Origin of the sequence: Clostridium nigeriense, assembly GCF_050585245.1 — a bacterium.
Lineage (GTDB): Bacteria > Bacillota > Clostridia > Clostridiales > Clostridiaceae > Clostridium > Clostridium nigeriense_A.
Window position 1 is genome coordinate 220,965 of the sequence record NZ_JBNOOF010000005.1, and the last position, 20,839, is coordinate 241,803.

Annotated in this window: 20 protein-coding genes; 3 read left to right on the top strand and 17 right to left on the bottom strand. The window is 28.4% G+C overall.

The annotated features are described in order from the left end of the window. Positions 1–93 precede the first annotated feature (93 nt). Both ACQPUY_RS10190 and ylbJ read left to right on the top strand, forming a co-directional pair. Positions 94–1,299, top strand: coding sequence for a nucleotidyltransferase (locus ACQPUY_RS10190; RefSeq protein ID WP_430841112.1), 1,206 nt, complete (start codon positions 94–96; stop codon positions 1,297–1,299). 46 nt (positions 1,300–1,345) lie between these two features. Continuing rightward, on the top strand, positions 1,346–2,533 hold the full coding sequence (gene ylbJ, locus ACQPUY_RS10195; protein ID WP_430841113.1) for a sporulation integral membrane protein YlbJ: 1,188 nt from the start codon (positions 1,346–1,348) through the stop codon (positions 2,531–2,533). On the opposite strand, the gene ACQPUY_RS10200 is transcribed toward ylbJ, so the two are convergent. The 6 genes from ACQPUY_RS10200 to ACQPUY_RS10225 all read right to left on the bottom strand — a co-directional run bounded on the left by ACQPUY_RS10200 (position 2,519) and on the right by ACQPUY_RS10225 (position 8,307). Continuing rightward, positions 2,519–3,055, bottom strand: a complete 537-nt coding sequence (locus tag ACQPUY_RS10200) for an ATPase (protein WP_430841114.1) — start codon at positions 3,053–3,055, stop codon at positions 2,519–2,521. The two genes, ylbJ and ACQPUY_RS10200, sit on opposite strands and share 15 nt — an antisense overlap. 24 nt (positions 3,056–3,079) lie before the next feature. Continuing rightward, entirely contained in the window at positions 3,080–3,553 is a 474-nt protein-coding gene (gene coaD, locus ACQPUY_RS10205; RefSeq protein ID WP_430841162.1) for a pantetheine-phosphate adenylyltransferase, read from the bottom strand. A 16-nt stretch (positions 3,554–3,569) separates the two neighbouring features. Then, positions 3,570–4,124, bottom strand: a complete 555-nt coding sequence (gene rsmD, locus ACQPUY_RS10210; protein WP_430841115.1) for a 16S rRNA (guanine(966)-N(2))-methyltransferase RsmD — start codon at positions 4,122–4,124, stop codon at positions 3,570–3,572. Between the two features lie 64 nt (positions 4,125–4,188). Further along, positions 4,189–6,219, bottom strand: coding sequence for an ATP-dependent DNA helicase RecG (recG, locus tag ACQPUY_RS10215; protein ID WP_430841116.1), 2,031 nt, complete (start codon positions 6,217–6,219; stop codon positions 4,189–4,191). A gap of 85 nt (positions 6,220–6,304) precedes the next feature. Then, on the bottom strand, positions 6,305–7,948 hold the full coding sequence (locus tag ACQPUY_RS10220) for a DAK2 domain-containing protein (protein WP_430841117.1): 1,644 nt from the start codon (positions 7,946–7,948) through the stop codon (positions 6,305–6,307). Between the two features lie 11 nt (positions 7,949–7,959). After that, positions 7,960–8,307 (bottom strand): Asp23/Gls24 family envelope stress response protein, encoded by a 348-nt coding sequence (locus ACQPUY_RS10225; protein WP_430841118.1) that lies wholly within the window; start codon positions 8,305–8,307, stop codon positions 7,960–7,962. Positions 8,308–8,545: 238 nt separating this feature from the next. On the opposite strand from ACQPUY_RS10225, the gene rpmB reads away from it, so the two are divergent. Next, a complete protein-coding gene (gene rpmB / locus ACQPUY_RS10230) occupies positions 8,546–8,737 on the top strand; it encodes a 50S ribosomal protein L28 (protein ID WP_008678335.1) in 192 nt (63 codons plus the stop codon). Between the two features lie 234 nt (positions 8,738–8,971). On the opposite strand, the gene ACQPUY_RS10235 is transcribed toward rpmB, so the two are convergent. The 11 genes from ACQPUY_RS10235 to priA all read right to left on the bottom strand — a co-directional run bounded on the left by ACQPUY_RS10235 (position 8,972) and on the right by priA (position 20,821). Next, on the bottom strand, positions 8,972–9,607 hold the full coding sequence (locus tag ACQPUY_RS10235; protein WP_430841119.1) for a thiamine diphosphokinase: 636 nt from the start codon (positions 9,605–9,607) through the stop codon (positions 8,972–8,974). A 1-nt stretch (position 9,608) separates the two neighbouring features. Next, on the bottom strand, positions 9,609–10,256 hold the full coding sequence (gene rpe, locus ACQPUY_RS10240; RefSeq protein WP_430841120.1) for a ribulose-phosphate 3-epimerase: 648 nt from the start codon (positions 10,254–10,256) through the stop codon (positions 9,609–9,611). Further along, positions 10,250–11,119, bottom strand: coding sequence for a ribosome small subunit-dependent GTPase A (gene rsgA / locus ACQPUY_RS10245; protein ID WP_430841121.1), 870 nt, complete (start codon positions 11,117–11,119; stop codon positions 10,250–10,252). The genes rpe and rsgA overlap by 7 nt, the downstream gene beginning before the upstream one ends. A 243-nt stretch (positions 11,120–11,362) precedes the next feature. Continuing rightward, the gene (gene pknB / locus ACQPUY_RS10250; protein ID WP_430841122.1) at positions 11,363–13,387 is read right to left on the bottom strand and encodes a Stk1 family PASTA domain-containing Ser/Thr kinase; all 2,025 of its coding nucleotides are present in this window, start codon (positions 13,385–13,387) and stop codon (positions 11,363–11,365) included. A 1-nt stretch (position 13,388) separates the two neighbouring features. Then, positions 13,389–14,108 (bottom strand): Stp1/IreP family PP2C-type Ser/Thr phosphatase, encoded by a 720-nt coding sequence (locus ACQPUY_RS10255; RefSeq protein WP_430841123.1) that lies wholly within the window; start codon positions 14,106–14,108, stop codon positions 13,389–13,391. A gap of 21 nt (positions 14,109–14,129) precedes the next feature. Beyond that, positions 14,130–15,155, bottom strand: a complete 1,026-nt coding sequence (gene rlmN, locus ACQPUY_RS10260; protein ID WP_430841124.1) for a 23S rRNA (adenine(2503)-C(2))-methyltransferase RlmN — start codon at positions 15,153–15,155, stop codon at positions 14,130–14,132. An 8-nt stretch (positions 15,156–15,163) separates the two neighbouring features. Next, a complete protein-coding gene (gene rsmB / locus ACQPUY_RS10265) occupies positions 15,164–16,483 on the bottom strand; it encodes a 16S rRNA (cytosine(967)-C(5))-methyltransferase RsmB (RefSeq protein ID WP_430841125.1) in 1,320 nt (439 codons plus the stop codon). 11 nt (positions 16,484–16,494) lie between these two features. Then, positions 16,495–17,193: a zinc metallopeptidase gene (locus tag ACQPUY_RS10270; protein WP_430841126.1), complete on the bottom strand. Its 699-nt coding sequence runs from the start codon at positions 17,191–17,193 to the stop codon at positions 16,495–16,497. A gap of 25 nt (positions 17,194–17,218) precedes the next feature. Beyond that, on the bottom strand, positions 17,219–18,145 hold the full coding sequence (fmt, locus tag ACQPUY_RS10275) for a methionyl-tRNA formyltransferase (protein WP_430841127.1): 927 nt from the start codon (positions 18,143–18,145) through the stop codon (positions 17,219–17,221). A gap of 15 nt (positions 18,146–18,160) precedes the next feature. Further along, the gene (def, locus tag ACQPUY_RS10280; RefSeq protein ID WP_430841128.1) at positions 18,161–18,604 is read right to left on the bottom strand and encodes a peptide deformylase; all 444 of its coding nucleotides are present in this window, start codon (positions 18,602–18,604) and stop codon (positions 18,161–18,163) included. A 12-nt stretch (positions 18,605–18,616) separates the two neighbouring features. Beyond that, the gene (gene priA / locus ACQPUY_RS10285) at positions 18,617–20,821 is read right to left on the bottom strand and encodes a primosomal protein N' (RefSeq protein WP_430841129.1); all 2,205 of its coding nucleotides are present in this window, start codon (positions 20,819–20,821) and stop codon (positions 18,617–18,619) included. Between the last annotated feature and the right edge of the window lie 18 nt (positions 20,822–20,839).

The following is a 20,839-nucleotide window of genomic DNA, read 5'->3' on the forward strand; positions in this document are numbered from 1 at the left end:
ATAATATTATTATATAACGGTCTAAAACATTAACTTTTCTTATAAAAATATTATGTTATAATAACTTTATATTTCCCATTAAGGAGTGTATTTATGAATATAACAGGAATAATTACAGAATATAATCCATTTCACAATGGTCATTTATATCATTTAAATTCTGCTAAAGAGGTTACAAATTGTGATGGTATCATTTGTATAATGAGTGGTAATTTCGTACAAAGAGGGGAACCAGCTTTAATAGATAAATGGAAAAGAGCTGAAATGGCTTTATTAAATGGAGTTGATCTAGTTATAGAGCTTCCAACTTTTTATGCCTTATCTTCAGCAGAATTTTTTGCTAGTGGAGCAATTAAAATTCTTAATAGCATAGGAGTAGTAAATAATATTTTCTTTGGAAGTGAATCTGGAAACATAGAATTACTACATAAAATTGCTAAACTTTTAACATTTGAAAGTGATATTTTAAAAGATAGTATTAAGGAAAACTTAAAGACTGGAGTAACTTATGCAAAAGCTAGAGAATTATCTTTAATAAATATATTAAATGAAGATTCACTAGCAGAAGTTCTTTCTAACTCAAACAATATTTTAGGCATAGAATATATTAAGGCTCTTCTTAAAATTAATAGTACTATTATCCCACTAACTATGAAAAGAGAAGGTTCTAACTATAATGATAAAGAATTAAGTACAATTTTCTCTTCGGCAACAAGCATAAGAAAAAACTTGAAAAACGGTAAGGATCTTTCTTCATTAAATCCCTATATGCCTAAAGAATCTTTAAATATACTAAGCAACTTAATAAAAAGTAACTATCCTTTTGTTTTTGAAGAAGAAATATATAAATATGTTAAGTATAAACTACTTACTAATTGCGTAAACTTTAACAATCTTTTTGATGCAAAAGAAGGATTAGATAATAAATTTTTAAAAGAAATTTACTTCAGCTCATCTTATGAAGATTTAATTTTTAGAGTCAAAAGCAAAAGATATACTTATACTAAAATTTCCAGGCTAATTACTCAAATATTTTTATCTCTAGACAATTATTCTGCTAATGAATTAATTAAAGATACTAATTTATACGCAAGAGTACTCGCATTCAATAATACTGGAAAACTAATATTAAAGGAAATGAAAAAAAATTCCACTATTCCAATTATAACAAAAGTACCAAAAAATATTGATAATCCACTTTTAAGTTTAGATATTCAAGCAACTAAAGCTTATTCAATTTTAAACTCTAAAGTGAATCCATTAAGTGATTATTTTATATCACCGATAATAAAAGAATAATATTAAAAAGCCATAAGCATATAAATACATATAGGAGGTAGATATCATGATTAGTATTTATATTTTATGGCTCTTTATTTTTTTACTTGTAGCTATATTATTAAAGCTACTAGATATTAAAAAAAATTATATTATGTGTTTTTTCATTACAATCTTCATAATCATATTCGTAATTAACTTAAAATCTAGTATTGACGCTGCTATAAATGGAGCAAAGCTTGTGGTTTCAGCTATTTTACCAACAATATTTCCTTTTAGTGTAATATGCAATTTACTTATATGCTATGACGGAATAACTCTTTATTCAAAAATATTAGGTCCATTATTATGTAAACCATTGGGACTTTCAAAAAGTTCTTCTTTCCCTATAGCTGCAAGTTTTATTTGTGGATATCCATTAGGAGCTAAATATTCTTCAGATATATATAATTTAGGATATATACATAAGGATGAATACGAAAGACTATTAAACATAGCTTCTAATGCAGGTCCAATATTCATATTAGGGTCAGTTTCTGTTGCAATGCTAAATAATATTAAATATGGTTATATACTTTTAATTGCAAATTTTTTATCTTCATTACTAATAGGTTTTATAACTAAAAAATCATATATAAATTATAAAGTTGAAACTAATAAGGATTTAATCTTTCAAGAATCTAATTTTGGCACAAATTTAAAAAATTCTATAGAAGGTGCTATAAATACTACATTAAATGTTAGTGCATTTGTAATAATTTTTTCAGTAATTATAAGCATAATAAAAAGCAACACTTCTATAAGCGCTGCTCTTAACTTCTTAGAAAACTTAATTAATTTGCCTACAGGAATTATATACAACGTAATGCTAGGAAGTATAGAATTTACTAATGGTGCTAAATTAATATCCGAAATAAATTTATCTATTAGTTTGAAACTAAGCATAATAAGCTTTATATTATGTTTTTCAAGCTTATCAGTAATAGCTCAAGTAACATCTATAGTAGGTAAAGATAATCCTAATCTCAAAAAATATATATCGCTAAAATTTCTTCAAGGCATTATAGGTTTTATTATAACTTTCATTGCTAGCAATATAATTTTAACAACAGTACCTACATTTAATACTTCACCTAATTATAGCTACCATTCAGTTGTAAATAGAATTTTTATCCCAATAATTTTTCTTTTATGTACATCACTTTTTATTTCTATTGTATATAAATGCTTAAAAGAAAAACTACATTCCTCTTAATTCCGAAATGTTTTCTTTAATCTTTGAACCTGTACTAGTTAGATTTTCATCTATTTCCTTTGCAACCATCTCAAAGGATTTTTGCATATCCTCAATTAGTTTATTTCTTCTTTCTTCTATTTCCCTATCTAATTGAGATAGTATTTCCGTAGAATATTCTCTTGATCCTATTCTAATTGCCTTGGCATCTCTTTGAGCTAAGGCAATTATTTCGTTTGCTCTAACCTTTGCTTCCCTAACTAAATCATGGTTTTCTACATTTTGCTTCATCATTTCCATTATTTCACTTTTTGTTGATTCATATTGCTTTTGTGCATCTCCAAGTATTCTATCCTTTTCATTCATAACCCACTGAGCTTTTCTCATTTGATCTGGAATATAATTGATAATTTGATCAATTACTTCAAGAAATTCTTTCTTATCTATAACACTTTTACCTGTAATAGGAACTTTAGGCGCTGTTTCTATAAGTTCCTCCAAATATTCTAAAAGTTCAATAATATTAACTTCAACCTTATCCATCACTATTCCCCCTTGTACATATAATTAATACTTACTCATAACATCTGAAATCAATTCATCAGGTACTAGCCCTCTTATATTTCCACCAAACTTAGCAACTTGTTTTACTGAAGATGAGCTTACATAAGAATATGCTGATGAAGTCATCATAAATACAGTTTCAATTTCTGAATCAAGCTTAGAATTCATAAGAGCCATTTGAAACTCATATTCAAAGTCTGACATAGTTCTAAGCCCCTTTAAAATCACTTTAGAATTGTGCATTTTTGCAAAGTCAACTAATAATCCATCAAAACTTAAAACTTCAACATTATCTAGGTTTCTAGTAACTCTTTTTATTAATTCAACTCTCTCCTCAATAGTAAATAAGCATTTTTTATCTACATTAACTAAAATTGCAACTATTAGTTTATCATAAATTTTTGCTCCTCTAGTTATAATATCTAAATGCCCATTTGTTATCGGATCAAAACTTCCTGGATAAATCGCAATATTCATTTTTATCACCTTTTATTTACTCCTCATAATTATATAAACACACTGTTGTATTTCCATACTTTTTACTTTTTAATAACGTAATATCTTTATATCCTTTATAAATATCTTCTATAGAATCTATTTTAGTGACTATTATTCCATCTTTTTTTAACATATTATTATCTTTAATTATTTCTATAGCCTTAGGAATCATTTCCTTACAATAAGGTGGATCTATAAATATAATATCAAAACTTTTCCCCTTGTTACTTAACATATTTAAAGCATCATATGAATCCATATTAAGCGGAAAACAAAAATCTTGAAACTTTAAATTTTGTACATTTTCATTTAATAATGGGAAGGTGGTATTACTCTTATCCACTAGATAAACCTCTTTAGCACCTCTGCTTGCTGCCTCAAGTCCAAGACTTCCTGTTCCTGCGAAAACATCCACAACTACAGCATCTGGTATATAATTTTGAATTATACTAAACATAGCTTCTTTTACCCTATCTAAAGTTGGTCTAGTTTCCATATTTGCAGGAGGTATTAACTTTCTTCCTCTTGCCTTTCCTGCTATTATTCTCATGTAATTTCCTCCTTAGGTACTAATATTACAATTTTAACATAATATTTATTTATATACAATTTTTTTAATTAAAACAAATATATCGACTATATCTTTCAATAGACTTAGATATTTCACTACATAATTTTACATTTCTTATTTCATTTGAATTAATTAAATTATTAGCTTCATATCTTGCACATTTTAAAATATCTATATCTTCATATATGTCTGCTAAAACTAATCCTATATCACCACTTTGTCTAAGTCCAAACATTTCCCCCGCTCCCCTTAGTTTTAAATCTTGTTCAGAAATATAAAAACCATCTGTTGAGCTTGTCATAATTTCCATTCTCTTTTTTGTTCTTTCATTTTTAGCATTCCCTATTAATATACAGTATGATTCATATTCTCCTCTCCCAACTCTTCCTCTTAATTGATGGAGCTGAGCTAATCCAAATCTCTCTGAATTTTCTATTATCATAATAGATGCATTTGGCACATTTACACCAACTTCAATTACAGTAGTAGAAATTATAACTTTCACTTTATTTTCTTTAAATAATCCTATTATTTCGTCCTTTTCCTTCGGCTTCATTTTTCCATGTAAAATTTCTACACTTATATTTTTAAAAACATCTTCCTTTAACTCTTCATATAGTTTTTCTACTGAATTTAACTCCATCTTTTCATTTTCTTCAATTAAAGGACAAACTATATATACCTGTCTTCCCTTTCTAATCTCTTCAAGAGCTAAGTTATAAGCAGACATCCTCTCATTTTCAGAATAAAATCTAGTATCTATTTTCTTTCTTCCTGGTGGAAGCTTATCTATTATAGAAACATCTAAATCTGAATACATATATAAAGCTAAAGTCCTAGGTATAGGAGTAGCTGTCATTACTAACACATCTGGCCTTCTACCTTTATTTATTAACTTATTCCTTTGCTCAACGCCAAATCTATGTTGCTCATCAGTTATAACTAGACCTAAATTTACAAATTCAACATCTTCCTGAATTAATGCATGAGTTCCAACTACTAACAATGGTCTTCCTTCGGATATCTTTTCCTTTATACGTCTTTTTTCTTTCAAACTAGTACTACCAGTTAAAAGCTCTATATCAATATTAAAGTTATTAAAAATCTTTAAGGCCTCTAAGTAATGTTGATTTGCTAATATCTCTGTTGGAGCCATCAAAGCTCCTTGATATCCATTTTTAATAACATTAAATAAGGCTATTAAAGCAACTATAGTTTTACCACTACCAACATCCCCCTGAACTAATCTATTCATAGAATACTTGCTTTTTTGATCTCTTAAAATATCTCTTACTACATTAGTTTGAGCATCTGTTAATTTAAATGGTAATGATTCTTTTAAATTTGTTAATTCCTTATGCCACTGAAAAGATATTCCATCATTACTTCTTAGTTTACTTTTTAATAGTAAAAGCTTCATAGAATATGTAAATAACTCTTGAAACTTTAGTCTTGATATAGCTTTATTCAACTCTATTTTTCCCTTTGGAAAATGTATTTCTCTAATAGCTGTATCTAAATCTATCATATTATATTTATCTAAAATATCCTTAGGTAAATTGTCAGTTATGATAACCTTATCTAACACCTGATTAATTATCTTACCTATTATTTTATCATTTAAATCTCCCTTTAATGGATACTTAGGTATTATTTCACTCTTTTTAGCATCGTTACATCCAACCATTGGATTTATAACTTCTAATAAATTACCTACCCTTTTAAACTTACCAACTAAATCATAGGAATTATTAAGTCTAAATGTATTTTTTATATATTTTTGATTAAACCATTTTCCTAAAACTATATGTCCTTTATAGTCAAATTTAACAGTTGATAATATTTTACCATTTTTAGTCTTTATATCTCTATCGTAGCCTATTACCCTACAAGTTAAAATTTGCTTATCCTCTCCATCTATTTCATTAAAATCTACATCACTTTTAATAAACTCATAATCTCTTGGAAAATATAAAAGTAAATCATATAAAGTAAAAATTCCACATTTATTAAGCTTTTCAGTAAGCTTTGGTCCTACTCCTTTTAAAGCAGAAACTTCCATTGATATATTCATTTGCTCACCTCAAAATTTTATTCAATAAATATTAAAGCACAAGTTACTGCTTATGTAAATAAAGTAGTAACTTGTGCTTTTAAAATTATTCTACTGAAATTAAGAAATAATATAAAGGTTGAGCTCCTCTATAGCATTGAATATCTAGATCTTCATATTTTTCTTCTATCTTACTAACAAAATCATTTGCTTCTTCTTCTGAAACATCCGAACCATAGAATATTGTTATAAGTTCGCTTTCATCATCTATCATTTCAGCAAGGACTTCTTCTGCTACGTCACAGTAAGATGAACCTACCTTTTTGATTTTTCCTTCAATCAAACCAAGCATATTGCCTTCTTTAATTTCTATTCCATCCATTTCCGTATCTCTTACTGCATAGGTTACAGAACCTGTTTTAACCATTTCAATAGCATCCTTTAAGCTAGCTTCATTTTCTTCTACTTCACTTTCCGAATTGAACATAGTTATACAAGTTATTCCTTGTGGAATAGTAGTTGTTGGGATAACTCTAACATCTTTATCTGAAATTTCTGCAGCTTGATTTGCTGACATTATTATATTCTTATTATTCGGTAAAACAAATATATGCTCTGCATTTAACTTAGAAATACATTCCATTATATCTTGAGTTGAAGGATTCATAGTTTGACCACCTTCAATGACATAGTCTACTCCTAAATCCTTGAATATATTAGTTATACCTTCTCCCATTGCAACAGCTACAAAAGCATATTTCTTACTTTCAACCTCTGCTACTTCTTCTTTTTGAGCATCTTTTAGCTTATACTCTTCCTTAGATAAAAGAACTTCTCTATGTTCTTCTCTCATATTATCAATTTTAATCTTAGATAATTCTCCAAGCTTAACAGCTTTAGCTAATACAGCCCCTGGATCATTTGTATGGATATGAACCTTTATTACATCTTCATATCCAACTACTACTTGTGAATCTCCCATTGGAGTTATATCATCTCTAAATTTATCTGCCTTGCTAGCATCTGCTAAAATAATAAATTCTGTGCAATATCCAAATTTAATATCTATATCCTCAGTGCCTTGGGCTCCTTGCATCTTAGATTCTGATGGTTTAATATCTTTTATTTCAGCTTTTATATCATCTCTTAACGCTTCATGCATTCCTCTTAATATAATATATAATCCCATTCCACCAGAATCAACAACTTTTGCCTTCTTTAACGCTGGTAAAAGTTCCGGTGTTTTATCAAGCATAACCTTAGCTGCTTTTACTACAACATCAATTAAGTCAACTATATCCTTAACATCTGTATCTATAGCCGCTTCTGCCGCTGCTCTTATAACTGAAAGTATAGTTCCCTCTGTTGGTCTCATAACAGCCTTATAAGCTGAATTACTTCCTTCTTTTAATGCTATAGCAAATCCTATAGCATCTACTGAACTCTTACCTTCTAAGCCTTTTGAAATTCCTCTTAATATTTGAGAAAGAATAACTCCTGAGTTACCTCTTGCTCCCATTAAAGCACCTTTTGCTAGCTTCTTTGAAACATCTCCGATAGAATCTGAATTCATACCTTCTATTTCTTTTACTGCTGCCTTAAAAGTAGCAGACATATTAGTTCCAGTATCTCCATCAGGAACAGGAAATACATTCAATGAGTTAACGTACTCACTTTCTTCTAATAATCTATTGCTAGCATTAACAACCATGTTATAAAAATCATGGCCATTTATTGTCTGATATTTCATCTTTTTACCTCCTAGACTCTAACTGCTTGAACATTTACTGTAACAGATGAAACTTTTAATCCAGTAAAGTTTTCCACACTATAACGTACCTTTTGTATTATGTTATTTGCTATTTCAGAAATCTTAGTTCCATATTCAACCATAACATATAATTCTACTATTAATTTATCTTCATCAAAATTTAACTTAACACCCTTGCTTAAATTTTCTATTCTCATTAATTCCCATAATCCTTCAGTGGCGTTCTTAGAAACCATACCTACAACTCCATAGCACTCCATAGTTGATAATCCAACTATTTTTGCTAGTACCTCTTCAGAATAATGTATATTTCCAAGTTCATTTGAATATCCTACCATACAAAATCCTCCTTATAAATATCTATACACTATATTTTATATTACTTATATTTATTATTCAAGTAAATATTACATAGCTTATTATATGAAGATTTTATAATATATATTAAATTTCTCATATTAAAAGTTTTTTTTACTTTTTTATGATTTTTACTTGCTTTTCTAAGGCTTACTATGTTAAAATTTAATCTGTCCTATTGAAGAGAAATTATCTTCAAAAATAAGGAGGTGTTTTCAAGTGGCAAGAAGATGCGAAGTTTGTAATAAAGGGGTTGTATCTGGAACTCAATACTCCCACTCACATCGTCAATCAAAGAGAACTTGGGCTCCTAACATAAAGAGAGTAAAGGCTTTAGTTAACGGAACACCAAAGACAGTTCATGTATGTACAAGATGCCTTAGATCTGGTAAGGTTCAAAGAGCAATATAAGTTCAAATAAAAAATGCAATTGATTAGTCAATTGCATTTTTTATTTTTACATATCTTTTTATTTAGTTCTATTCTTTTTCATATGTATTATCTTTTCTTCCTAAAAAATTTAATTAGATTAGATAAAAACTTAGGCAGTTTTATAGCTATTATCTTCATATTTATCCTCCATAAAAAAATCACTCATCTCTTTATATACATTGTATGCAAATAAATAAAATGAGTGATTAATTTTTAATCTTTTGTATAAAGTATCATTACTATTCCACTGTCAAAAGTTATATTTATATCTTCTTCAGTAAATTCATTAGATGTTGTTAAACTATCACCTAATTTTAAGTTATAATTGCTTAAATTATACTTAGAGCCCTTAATAGAAAAGTTTTTAACTTCGTCACAATATGCATGAAAAGAAATAGTATCTCCTTTACTACCCTTTAATCTTATAGACTTATCAGTTAAAAATATATAATTATTATCATCAATTACCTTAACATTAATAGATTTCTTAAGACCTCTTAGCATAAGTCCCAAATTACTTAATGAATGATCATATCTGGTACCAGTAGCACCTAATAATATTATTTCATCTGCACCCTTTTCTACAGCTAAATTATAAGCTAATTCTGTATCTGTATAATCTTTTTCTCTCTTAAACCTTATTTTTTCTCCAGATTTAGACTCAATAGAATTTATAACATCCATATCAGCAGAATCAAAATCTCCTAAAATATAATCTGGAGTAATATTGTATTTATATAATACTTCGCAACCTTTATCAGCACCTATTATTAAATCAGTATCCTTAAGCTCTTTTAGAAATAAAGCTTTTGATGGTTCTTTTCCTCCAGATATAATTACAGCCTTCATTTTATTCGCCTCTTATTGCTTCTATATTTTCTTTAAGATTTCCATCTCCAAATATAGCAGATCCTGCAACTAATACATTTGCTCCTGCTTCAATTATAGATTTAGAATTATTCTTATCTACTCCACCATCTACTTCTATAAGTAAATCTTTATTTCTTTCTAAACTCATTTCTTTGACTTCCTTAATTTTATTTAAAGAATAAGGAATGAACTTTTGTCCACCAAAGCCTGGATTAACAGACATTATTAATACTAAATCTAGCTTTTCAATTACATCTTTTAAAACGAAAGTTGGTGTTCCTGGATTTAAGGATACTCCAGCCTTAACTCCTTTAGATTTTATATATTCAATAGCCCTGTCAATATGTTTCTCTGCCTCATAATGAATAGTTATTATATCAGCACCAGCTTCTACAAATTCATCTATATATCTTGATGGATTTTCTATCATTAAATGGACATCAAAAATCTTTTCAGTTTTGTTTCTAATTGATTTTATTACTGGTAATCCAATACTTATATTTGGAACAAAGTTTCCATCCATCACATCTATATGAATAAAATCTGCTCCTGCCTTGTCTATATTAATAATTTCATCACCTAATTTTGAAAAATCAGCTGATAATATTGATGGTGATATTTTTACCATTTGTGCTTTTCCCCCTCTAATAGTTCTTCTAATATTCTAATATAAAAATTATATCTATATTCATTTATCTTACCTTCATTTACGGCATTTTTAACTGAACATTGTGGCTCCTTATGATGAAGACAACCTCTAAATTTACAACTATGATTATATTCTTCAAACTCAGGAAAACTATATCTAAGATTTTCTTTATCAATAAAACTAATATCTATATTTGAAAACCCTGGACTATCTACTAAGTATCCCTCTTCTATTTCAATAAGCTCACTATGTCTTGTAGTATGCTTTCCTCTTCCTATCTTTTCTGATACTACGCCTGTTTCCATATGCCTTCTATTTATAAGAGTATTTATAAGTGTTGATTTTCCTGCACCTGAAGGACCACATAAGACAGTTTCTTCACCATTTAATCTCTCTTTTAAAAGCTCTATTCCTAGTCCTTTTTTTGCATTTATAAATAAAACATCATATCCTATATCATTAATCTTCTTCTTAATATCTTCTTTTTCTTCTTCTGTTGCTAGATCTACTTTATTTAAACACACTATTGATTTAATGTTATTATACTCACATAAAATTAAAAATCTATTTAAAAGATCAAAATTAATATCTGGATTTTTTATTGCAAATACTACAAAAGCTTGAGTAACATTTGCTACAGTAGGTCTTATTAATTCTGAAGTTCTATCAAAAATATCTTCAATTACTCCCTTTCCATTAGAAACATTAATAAGCACATTATCACCAACCATTGGTTTCATATCTTTGTGCCTAAACTTTCCTCTAGCCTTACATTCTATAATTTCATCTTTAGTTTTAACATAGTAAAACCCACCAATTCCTTTTATTATTTTTCCTTCCATAATTCCTCCAATAATTTTATCTTCATATTTATAATAAACAGATTTAACTAAAAAATGCAAATAATTTTTTACAAAAAAGTACTTCTATATAATTTTGCTTATTACTTCGTATTCGCTCCAGTCATAGCAAAATCAATAGAATAACTTCAGAGCTGAAAGAAAGAAATTATAAAACTTTATTCATAATGTAACATTTTTATAATTTCTAAAAAGTAAAAAAGAATCGGCAATATAGCCGATTCTTTATTGTTTATCATCATTGCCCCTACTAGTATTGGTGTTAGTAGGATTTGTATTTGTATTAGGATTTGTATTAGGATTTGTATTTTCATTATCAGAAGGAGTCTCTGTTTCAGATTTTTTAGCCTTTATTTCAACAGTTCCACTAGCTTTTATTTCTTTAGTAAAACTTTCTACTATATCTCCATTTCCAATAACTTTATAAGAAATATTATTCTTTTTAAGAATATCTATTGCATCATTAACAGACATCCCCTCTTCTATACCATATGAAGAAACATCTATAGTTTCTTCTTCATATTTCCCTACTGTTATTGTAACAGTAGCACCCTCTTGTAATTTTTTACCTACATTATTATCCTGACTTAAAACTATTCCATCTTCGTCCTTTTTATTAGTTTCCTGTTCACTAACCTTAACATTTAGCCCATCTAAAGCTTTTTTTGCTTCATCTAAAGTTTTTCCTGTAACATCTGCAACATCTATATACTTAGTTTCAGGACCTTTACTTACCACTATTTGTATTGTTGTTTTCTTACTTATCTTAGTTCCAGCACTTGGACTTTGGCTTATGAAATATCCTGATTCAACATTATCATTATATTCTTCAGTTATAGTATAGTTAGTAAATCCTTTAGAAACTAATGATTTCTCAATATCAGCACGACTATAATTTCTAAGATCAGGCATTTCAACTTGTTCTTCTCCAGCAGAAACTATTACACTTATCGTACTTCCTTTTTTAACCTTAGTACCAGCTTTAGGATCAGTTTCTAAAATAGTATTTTCTGGTTCATCACTTTGCTTCGTAGACTTTAGTTCTAATTTTAATCCTAAATCTTCTATTTGGGTTTTAACATCATCAGTAAGTTTACCAACTATATTAGGAACTTCAACTTCATTATTGCTACCGCTTCCCCATGCTAAAAAGAAACCAATTGATCCTAGAATTAAAATTCCTACTATTATCCCAATTGAAATTAAAACTTTCTTTAAGCCATTTTTATTTTTTTTCTTCTTTGGAAGATTGTCTTCATCTTCAAAATCATCCTCATCATAATCATCATCAAACTCTTCTTCATCTTCATCATAATCATCTTCAACTTTAGAAATTTTGGATGTATTTGATGTATTAATAGCATTTATTGGAGCCATAATAATAGTACTATCATTATCTTTATTACTAAAACTATCTCCTATAATAACATCAGGATTTTCTTGAATCTTTTGAAGATCTTGAATTATTTCCTTTGCATTTTCATACCTTTTTATCGGCTCTTTTTCAATAGCCTTAAGAATTAATTTATTTAAGCTATCTGGAATAGTAGAGTTTATATTTTTAGGAGGAACAGGTGCTTCTTGTAAGTGCTTTAAAGCTACTGTAACCGGTGACTCTCCTTCAAAAGGTAATCTTCCTGTTACCATTTCATATAAGACTATTCCAAAAGAATATATATCTGATCTAAAATCTATATAAGTTCCCTTTGCTTGCTCAGGTGATAGGTAATGAGCTGATCCTATAATACTTGTTGTATTAGTTATAGTTTGAGAATCAGTAGATTTTGCTATTCCAAAGTCTGTAACCTTAACTTCTCCAGTTTCAGTAACTAGAATATTTTGTGGCTTTATATCTCTATGAATTATATTGTTTCTATGGGCACAATCTAATGCTTTAGCAATTTGTAAGGCTATTTTTATAGCAGTATTATAAGTTAGTTTTCCACTATAATTAATTAACTCTTTTAATGTTTTCCCACTTACATATTCCATTACAATATAATCTATATCATCTTGAGTTCCTACATCTAATACATTAACTATATTTGCATCTGATAAATTAGCAATAGCAGTTGCTTCTCTTTTAAATTTTTGTGATATTTCTTTATTATCAGCAAATTGCTTTTTTAATATTTTAACTGCAACAAATCTATTCAACTTGTGACATTTAGCTTTATAAACCTCAGACATTCCACCTTCACCGATTTTTTCAAGAAGCTCATATCTATCACCTAGAATAATTCCGTTCATATTACACCTCTCCTCCAAATAACATTACAGTTATATTGTCTCTTCCACCATTAAATTTTGCACTTTCAACGAGCCTTTCGCAAATATTCTGTAATTCTTTCTCTTCTACTTCAAATGATACAATTTGTTCCAAATTAACATCATTACTCAAGCCATCACTACACATTAGGAAAAAGTCAAATTCACCTTTTCTTAATTCAAATAAATCTACCTCTACATTTACTTCTGTTCCTATAGCTCTTGTAATAACATTTTTTTGAGGATGTTTAATTGCTTGTTCCTTAGATATACTTCCACAATCTAAAAGTTCTTGAACTAATGAGTGATCTTTAGTTATTTTAATTATCTTTTTATCTTTAATTCCATAACAAGCGCTATCTCCAACATTTGAAATTAAAATTTTCTCTCTAGTAATTAGACATGCAACTAAAGTTGTTCCCATTCCAGAATATATATCTGAACAATGTGAAAGATTATAAACCTCTAAATTTGCATGCTTTACAGCATCATTTAATAATTTTTTTGAATCTATAAGATTCACATTATCTCTTATGTATTTTATCAGGGCTTTAGAGGCCGTTTTACTGGCTACTTCGCCAGCATTATGACCTCCCATCCCATCTGCTAAAACAAAAATTTTATATTCTTTATCCTCATAAAACTCAGCATAATCTTCATTCAAGTTTCTTATATTACCTAAGTCACTTTTTATACCAATCACCAACGCCCACTCCCTTTATTTTTATATCTTTAAGAAATTTCTCCTTAATTGACCGCAAGCAGCATTAATATCATTACCCATTTCTTTTCTAACTGTAACATCTAACCCATGTTCACTAACTATTTTTTCAAACTCTTCTATAGTTTTTTTAGAAGGTCTCTTTAAAGTATTTTCCTTTATCTCATTTACAGGTATTAAATTTATATGACATTGTTTTCCCTTTAATAATTTTGATAGAGATTTTGCATCTTCTTTTCCATCGTTAATACCTGAAACTAAAGAATATTCAAAAGATATACGTCTACCTGTTTTTTCAAAATAATAATCACAAGCATCTAAAATTTCTTTTATAGAGTATTTCTTAGCAATAGGCATTATTTCTCTTCTCTTTTCATCACTAAAAGCATGTAGAGATATTGCTAAAGTTATGCTATATCCTTTGTCAGCCAAATCATATATCTTTGGTACAATTCCACAAGTGGAAAGAGTTATATGCCTTTGACCTATATTTAATCCATATTCAGCATTAACTAAATCTAAGAACTTAGTTACATTCTCATAATTATCTAAAGGCTCACCACTTCCCATTAATACTATATTAGAAATTCTTTCACCTAGAACCTTTTGAGCAACAATAACTTCTGCTAAAATTTCTCCAGCAGTTAAATTTCTTACTCTACCTTCTAATGTGGATGCACAAAATTTGCATCCCATTCTACAACCTACTTGTGTAGAAATACAAATAGTATTTCCATAATTATACTTCATAATTACACTTTCAATGATATTTCCATCTTTAAAAGCAAATAATATTTTTTTTGTTTCATCTAGTGTAGAATTGTACTCTTCTATAACTTCAGGAACACCTATATAAAAACTTTCCTTAAGCTTTTCAATTAAAGACTTAGGCAAATTTTTCATATCCTCAAAGTTCCAAACATTATTGTATATCCAAGAAAAAACTTGCTTAGCTCTAAATGAACTTTCACTGTTTTCTTTCATCCATACAGATATTTCTTCTAAACTATAATCTAAAATATTTTCCATTATATCACCTATTTTATTTTCTTTATTTTTCCTATAAAGAAACCATCCATGGAATCATTCGGTAATATAGTTAAACTTTTATCTACATTATATATAAAGTTATTATTGTTACCTAAATATATCTTCTCTATTTCTGCATCTTTATGTTTAGCTAAAAACCATTTTAAGTTTTCTTCATTTTCTTCTTTATTTAAAGTACATGTAGAATAAAGTAAAATGCCACCTGGTTTTAAATATTGCCAAGCATTTTCCATTATATCTCTTTGTATCTCAATTAAATCTCTTAATTGTTGTCTTGTTTTATTCCATTTTATTTCAGGCTTCTTTCTAATTATACCAAGACCTGAACAAGGTACATCAATTAATACCTTATCTGCATAGCTAATATATTCAGTATTAAGCTTAGTTGCATCCATTGCTTTACAAACTACATTATTTAACCCTAATCTATTAGCATTTTCTTCAATTAAAGATAATTTATTCTCATGCAAATCAAAGGCTAAAACTTCTCCTGTATTCCCCAATAATTCAGCTATATGTGTAGTTTTACCACCTGGAGCAGCACATAAATCTAAAACCTTATCTCCCTCATTTAGTTCTAGTAAAGGTGCAACTAACATAGCACTTTCATCTTGAACAGTAATAATACCATCCTTAAATAATTCATTATTTTCTACACTTTTTCCCCCCTGGATTGTAATTGCTTCAGGGCAAGCATATCCCTCTTCTACGTTATATCCTATTTCTTCTAACTTTTCATAAACTTCATCGTACTCGCTTTTAAATTCATTTACTCTAACTGTTACCTTTGGAGTTTCATTTAAACCAGCCATTATTTTCATTGTTCTTTCTTCACCATATTGTTTAATGAAAAGTCTAATCATCCAAGGTTGAAAAGAGAACTTGTAAGCTAACTCATCTATTCTATTTCCTGGAACTACTATTTCTTTTTCGTCTCTAATATAACTTCTTAATATTCCATTAACAAGCTTAGACGCCTCTAAAGAAACTTCCTTTGCTTCTTCTACAGCCTCATTACAAGCTGCATATTCAGGTATTTTATCTAAGAAATACATTTGGTAAATGGCAACTCTTAGTATGTTTAATACTTTTGGATCTAATGAGTTAATATCCTTAACAAAATTTCCTATAAGCACATCTAAAGTTCTTTTTCTTCTTAAAGTACCATATACTATTTCAGTTATTAGACCCTTATCCTTCTCATCAATATCATTACTGTTTAATTCCTTTGAAAGAACTAAATTAGAATAAGCTCCTTCTTCTAATACTCTTTGTACTATTTGTCTTGCAAGTTTTCTACTATTCATTTTTCTACCTCTTAATTATCGTTATATCTATTATTTATAGCTATTAATCTTATTAATTGAGAAATAGCCATTAATGTTGCTGCAACATATGTCATAGCAGCTGCATCTAGAACTTTTTGTGCTCCTTTTAGTTCATCCCCATATAAAAACGTTCTTGTTTTTAAAATGTTTAATGCTCTTGTAGATGCATTAAATTCTACTGGAAGAGTTACTAGTTGATATATTACTGCTCCTCCAAAAAAGATTATACCTATTTGTGCAAATAAAGGATTTCCTAAAAATATTCCTATCATAAATAACCATATAGATACATTACTTGCTATATTAACAACTGGAGCAATTTTAGTTCTTAAAACTAAAGGTGCATAATGAGTTTGATGTTGAATTGCATGACCACACTCATGAGCTGCTATTCCAGCAGCTGCTACAGTAGCACCATCATATACCTCAGGTGAAAGCCTTATTACTCTTGCAGATGGATCATAGTGATCACCAAGCTTGCTTCCATACCTTTCAACTCTTACATCAAAAAGTCCTGCTCCATCTAATATGCTTCTTGCAACCTCACTACCGGTGACTCCACTTGCTATTCTTACACTTCTATACTTTTTATAGGCATTATCTATTTTAAATTGTGCCCAAAAAGCTATTATAATAGCTGGTATTAAAATTAAATAAGTTGAATCAAAATAAAATCCTGGATAAAACATATATCCATCTCCTTTATACTAAATTTTAATAAAGCTTATTATTTACCTTAATTTCATTTCCATTTATATATTGTTCTATAGTTAAAGGCTTACCATTTGGAAATTGAATCTTTTTTATTAATAATATTCCCTCTTGTGTTGCAACTTTCATACCTTCTTTAGAAACGCTTACTATAGTCCCTGGTTCTCTTTTGCTATCTTCTCTTAAAACCTTGCTCTCATATATTTTCATAGACTTATCTTCATAGTTAGTATATGCAATTGGCCATGGATTAAGGCCTCTAATCAAGTTATGAATATCTTCTGCGGAATTATTCCAATTTATTAACGCTAATTCTTTATTTAGCATTTTAGCATAAAAAGTTTCCTCTAACTGTTTTTTAGGAGTAATTGTTCCATTATATAAACCTTCTATAGTATCTATTAATAAATCAGCTCCTCTTTCCATTAAAATATCATGAAGGTTTCCAGCTGTCATATAGTCAGTTATTTCAACCTCATCTTTTAGAAGCATATCTCCTGTATCTAAACCTACATCCATTAACATAGTTGTATTACCTGATTTCTTTTCTCCATTTATTATTGCCCAATTTAAAGGAGCAGCTCCCCTATACATAGGAAGCAAAGAAGCATGTAAATTAATACATCCATACTTTGGAATATCTAAAACTTCTTTAGTTAAAATCTGTCCAAAAGCTACTACTATAATAAAATCTGGTTTTAAATCCTTTAAATATTTTATAGCCTCTTCATCATTTTTCAACTTCACAGGTTGTAATACCTTTATATTATGCTCTAAAGCTACTTCTTTTACCGGCGAATATGCAATTTTTTTACCTCTTCCTTTTGGCTTATCAGGTTGTGTAAATACACATTCAACCCCAAAGGTATCAATTATCTTCTTTAAAGATGGTACTGCAAAATCTGGAGTTCCCATAAATACTATTTTCATGTTAACCCTCCTTTGTTATTTTAAATAGTCTATAAATAGTTTTCCATTTAAATGATCATTTTCATGAAGTATAGCTCTTGCTAAAAGCTCAGTAGCTTCTAAAACAAATTCTTCACCTTTTTCGTTTAAAGCCCTTACTTTTACATAGTTTGGACGTTCTATATCTGCTGCTTCACCTGGAACACTTAGACATCCCTCTTCTCCTATTTGACTACCTGAAACTTCCAATATTTCTGGATTTATAAACACTCTAAGTCCATAATCATCAAAAACATCTATAACAAATATTCTTTGAAGAATTCCTACTTGAGGTGCTGCTAGACCAACACCATCAGCTTCATACATAGTATCAGCCATATCTTTTATTAATTTAATAGTTCTAGGTGTTATTTCAGTAACATCCTTACATTTCTTTCTTAAAACTTCATCACCATTTATTCTAATATTTCTAATTGCCATTTATTTTACCTCCTAAGTCAAATTATTTGGATTAATATCAATAGTTACTTTTATTTCATTATATACATTCTTATTTAATTGATAAAGTTTATCTTTTATTTTTTTACAAAAATCTAAAGATAAATCTCCTTTAAAAATAATTTGCCATCTGAAATTATCTTTTATTTTTGAAATTATACATGGTACTGGACCAAGCATCTCAATATTTTCCTCACTATTAGATATACTACTTAGTTCATTTTTTAATGTATTCATAAAATTCTTTAATGAGTTTTCATTTTTAGATGAAACATTCACTAATAGTATTCTACCAAAAGGAGGATAATACATCAAACCTCTAGTTGTAAATTCTTCATTGTAAAAGCCTTCATAATCATAATTTTGAGCATAATTTAAACTATAATGACTTGGATTATAACTTTGTAAAATTACTTTTCCTTCTTTTTGCCCTCTACCTGCTCTTCCTGATACTTGTGTTATAATTTGAAATGTTCTCTCTGCTGCCCTATAATCTGATATATTTAAAGACATATCTGCTGCCAATATACCTACTAAAGTAACATTTTCAAAATCAAGCCCTTTAGATATCATTTGAGTACCAATTAAAATATCTCCTTCACCATTTTTAAATGCATTATATATAGTTTCATGGGAATTTTTATTTCTTGTAGTATCCATATCCATTCTTAATACTTTTGCATCTTTAAAATGTCTTTTAACTTCTTCCTCAACCTTTTCAGTACCTGTTCCAAAATGTTTAACATATTTACTCTTACATTTAGGACATACTTTTGATTGATACTCCCCATGCCCACAGTAATGACACACTAAATATCCATTTTTATGATATGTCATTGAAATATCACACTTTGGACATTTAAATACATAACCACAACTTCTACAAGATACGAAAGTGGAAAAACCCCTTCTATTTAAAAATAAAATAATCTGTTCCTTTTTATTCAAAGCTTCTTTCATTTCTAAAAATAGTTTTCTGCTAAACATGGAAATATTTCCACTATTTAATTCTTCTCTCATATCTACTATTTCAATTTTAGGCATAGGTTTATTATCTACCCTATTATTTAATTCTACAAGTTCTATTTCTCCAGATATTGCTCTATAATAGGTTTCTATTGATGGTGTAGCTGACCCTAAAATAACTTTGCAATTATTAAGCTTACTTATAAATTCGGCAACTTCTCTTGTAACATATTTTGGGTTTTGCTCAGATTTATACGTATTTTCATGTTCTTCATCTATAATAATTATCCCTAAATCTTGAACTGGTAAAAATAATGCACTTCTAGCACCTATAATCACTCTAGCCTTACCTTCTTTTACCCTATACCATTCATCATATCTTTCACCATCAGATAATTTACTGTGAAAAACTGCAACTTCTCTCCCAAACCTTCCTTTAAATCTTTCTATCATTTGTGGTGTTAGAGAAATTTCTGGCACAAGAATTATAGCGGATTTTTCCTCTAATAGTTCCTTTCTTACAAGATTCATGTATACTTCAGTTTTCCCAGAACCAGTTACGCCTTTTAATAAAATAACACTTTTATCTGATTTCTCTATACTTTCTATAGCATTAATTTGATCTTTTGTTAAAGCTTTTTCTTTATATTCAATATATTCCTTAAAGTTATATCTGTAAACTACTTCTTCCTCTACCTTTAAATAATCTTCTTTTATAAGTTTATTTATCTTATATGTAGATAATCCATATTTTTTAGTTAATTCACTTTTGTTAAATTCACCATTATTTTTTTTAATAAAAGCTAGAATATCACCATATTTTTCTTCTATTTCCTTAGAAGATTCTTTATTTCCTATGGCAACTACTTGCTTATACTTATTATTTACACCCTTTAAAACTCCTTGAGGAATAAGAAGTCTAATCCCATCTATATACTTACACAAATAATTTTCTTTTAAGAAATTTACTAATTTTATATCATCTTTAGTTAGAAGTGGTTCTAATAATGATATAGACTTTATCTTTTTTATTTTTATACCACTTATCTCATCTTCTTTTATAGATAATATAAAGCCATCTACAAGAGAATTTTTAACACCAAAAGGTACCTTTACCCATTGTCCTACAACTATATCTTTCATTAGTTCTTCTGGAACTTCATAAGTAAAGGGTTTATCTATTTCTAACGCATCACTATTAATAACAATTTCTGCATATATTTTCAAATTCATCACCCTTTTATTAGGTAT

What these genes read in the sequence shown, in the direction of transcription:
- ACQPUY_RS10190 (WP_430841112.1), top strand. Translation starts at nt 94, where the DNA reads ATGAATATAACAGGAATAATTACAGAATATAATCCATTTCACAATGGT.
- ylbJ (WP_430841113.1), top strand. Translation starts at nt 1,346, where the DNA reads ATGATTAGTATTTATATTTTATGGCTCTTTATTTTTTTACTTGTAGCT.
- ACQPUY_RS10200 (WP_430841114.1), bottom strand. Translation starts at nt 3,055, where the DNA reads ATGGATAAGGTTGAAGTTAATATTATTGAACTTTTAGAATATTTGGAG.
- coaD (WP_430841162.1), bottom strand. Translation starts at nt 3,553, where the DNA reads ATGAATATTGCGATTTATCCAGGAAGTTTTGATCCGATAACAAATGGG.
- rsmD (WP_430841115.1), bottom strand. Translation starts at nt 4,124, where the DNA reads ATGAGAATAATAGCAGGAAAGGCAAGAGGAAGAAAGTTAATACCTCCT.
- recG (WP_430841116.1), bottom strand. Translation starts at nt 6,219, where the DNA reads ATGAATATATCAATGGAAGTTTCTGCTTTAAAAGGAGTAGGACCAAAG.
- ACQPUY_RS10220 (WP_430841117.1), bottom strand. Translation starts at nt 7,948, where the DNA reads ATGAAATATCAGACAATAAATGGCCATGATTTTTATAACATGGTTGTT.
- ACQPUY_RS10225 (WP_430841118.1), bottom strand. Translation starts at nt 8,307, where the DNA reads ATGGTAGGATATTCAAATGAACTTGGAAATATACATTATTCTGAAGAG.
- ACQPUY_RS10235 (WP_430841119.1), bottom strand. Translation starts at nt 9,607, where the DNA reads ATGAAGGCTGTAATTATATCTGGAGGAAAAGAACCATCAAAAGCTTTA.
- rpe (WP_430841120.1), bottom strand. Translation starts at nt 10,256, where the DNA reads ATGGTAAAAATATCACCATCAATATTATCAGCTGATTTTTCAAAATTA.
- rsgA (WP_430841121.1), bottom strand. Translation starts at nt 11,119, where the DNA reads ATGGAAGGAAAAATAATAAAAGGAATTGGTGGGTTTTACTATGTTAAA.
- pknB (WP_430841122.1), bottom strand. Translation starts at nt 13,387, where the DNA reads ATGAACGGAATTATTCTAGGTGATAGATATGAGCTTCTTGAAAAAATC.
- rlmN (WP_430841124.1), bottom strand. Translation starts at nt 15,155, where the DNA reads ATGGAAAATATTTTAGATTATAGTTTAGAAGAAATATCTGTATGGATG.
- rsmB (WP_430841125.1), bottom strand. Translation starts at nt 16,483, where the DNA reads ATGAATAGTAGAAAACTTGCAAGACAAATAGTACAAAGAGTATTAGAA.
- ACQPUY_RS10270 (WP_430841126.1), bottom strand. Translation starts at nt 17,193, where the DNA reads ATGTTTTATCCAGGATTTTATTTTGATTCAACTTATTTAATTTTAATA.
- fmt (WP_430841127.1), bottom strand. Translation starts at nt 18,145, where the DNA reads ATGAAAATAGTATTTATGGGAACTCCAGATTTTGCAGTACCATCTTTA.
- def (WP_430841128.1), bottom strand. Translation starts at nt 18,604, where the DNA reads ATGGCAATTAGAAATATTAGAATAAATGGTGATGAAGTTTTAAGAAAG.
- priA (WP_430841129.1), bottom strand. Translation starts at nt 20,821, where the DNA reads ATGAATTTGAAAATATATGCAGAAATTGTTATTAATAGTGATGCGTTA.